Origin of the sequence: Pseudomonas sp. Sample_9 (assembly GCF_004307535.1) — a bacterium.
In the GTDB taxonomy this organism is placed as follows: Bacteria; Pseudomonadota; Gammaproteobacteria; order Pseudomonadales; family Pseudomonadaceae; genus Aquipseudomonas; species Aquipseudomonas mercuritolerans.
Map to the genome: position 1 here is coordinate 1,934 of NZ_RAZO01000188.1, position 1,335 is coordinate 3,268.

Genomic DNA, 1,335 nt, shown 5'->3' on the forward strand with positions numbered 1-1,335 from the left:
TGATTTTTCACCAGGCCGCTGAGCGGGGCGAGGTCGCAGGCGCCATCGCCGAATTTGGTGAAGAAACCCATGACCGCTTCCGCCGCGTGGTCGGTGCCAATCACCAGACCGCCCGCCACCCCGGCAATCGTGTACTGCGCCACCATGCGCATCCGCGCCTTGGTATTGCCCAGCACGAAATCCACCGACGCTGCCGGCTTGCCTTCGAACGCCGACACCTGAGCTGCCAGCGCCTTGACCGCCGGGCCGATGTTCACGGTGTGGATTTCGTCAGGGGCGATGCAGTCGAGCGAGGCCTTGGCGTCGTGCTCGTCGAACTGGGTTTCGTAGGGCAGGCGCACGGCGATGAATTTGTAGCGGTCGTCGCCGGTTTTTTCGCGCAGTTCACGTACCGCGCGCTGGGCCAGGAGGCCGGCGGTCAGTGAGTCGACGCCGCCGCTGATGCCCAGCACCAGGGTCTTGAGCCCGGAATTGACCAGACATTCCTGGATGAACGTCAGGCGTCGGGCAATTTCCGCCTGCAGGGCCTGATTGTCGGCGAACGGTGGTTGCACCTTGAGCTGCTCAGCAATCTCACGCTGTACGGCTTGCATGAATTCACTCCTTGCTAGATAGACTGGATTCGGCAGGAACCTGAAACACATGTCGCAAATAGGCGACGAAATTCGGATCTTTGCAGTGGGTCTTGCCAGGCTCGTCGGAGATCTTCGCCACCGGCTGGCCGTTGCATGCGGTCATTTTAAGCACGATGCTCATCGGTTCGACACCCGGGATATCGCAGGTGAGGTTGGTACCGATGCCGAAGCTCACATTGATGCGACCGTGCAGCGCGCGGAAAATCTCCAACGATTTCGGCAGGGTCAGACTGTCGGAGAACACCAGGGTCTTGCTCATCGGGTCGATGCCGAGCTTGTGGTAGTGCGCGATGCACTTCTCACCCCACGCCACCGGGTCCCCGGAATCGTGGCGCAGGCCATCGAAGAGCTTGGCGAAGAACAGATCGAAATCGCCAAGAAACGCATCGGTGGTGATGCAGTCGGTGAGGGCAATGCCGAGCAGGCCACGGTACTCGCGCACCCAGCAATCGAGCGCGGCGATCTGGCTGTCGATCAGACGCGGGCCGAGTTGCTGATGGGCCATGATCCACTCGTGAGCCATGGTGCCCAGCGGTTTCATGTCCAGCTCGCGGGACAGATGCACGTTGCTGGTGCCGACGAAACGCCCGGGGAAGTCATGCTTGAGGACGTTGACCACTTCGGCCTGCACGCCAAAGGAAAAGCGCCGGCGCGTGCCGAAATCGGCGACCTGCAGTTGCGACAGCTCATCGGCCGAGGC

Annotated in this window: 2 protein-coding genes; both read right to left on the reverse strand. The window is 61.6% G+C overall.

Annotated elements, in window-relative coordinates; translation table 11 throughout:
* Positions 1 to 593 (reverse strand): ammonia-dependent NAD(+) synthetase (gene nadE, locus D6877_RS10410; RefSeq protein WP_130910698.1); only part of this gene is annotated, 593 nt, incomplete at its 3' end.
* A gap of 4 nt (positions 594 to 597) precedes the next feature.
* The coding region (gene pncB, locus D6877_RS10415) for a nicotinate phosphoribosyltransferase (RefSeq protein WP_130910697.1) at positions 598 to 1,335 on the reverse strand (738 nt) is incomplete at its 5' end.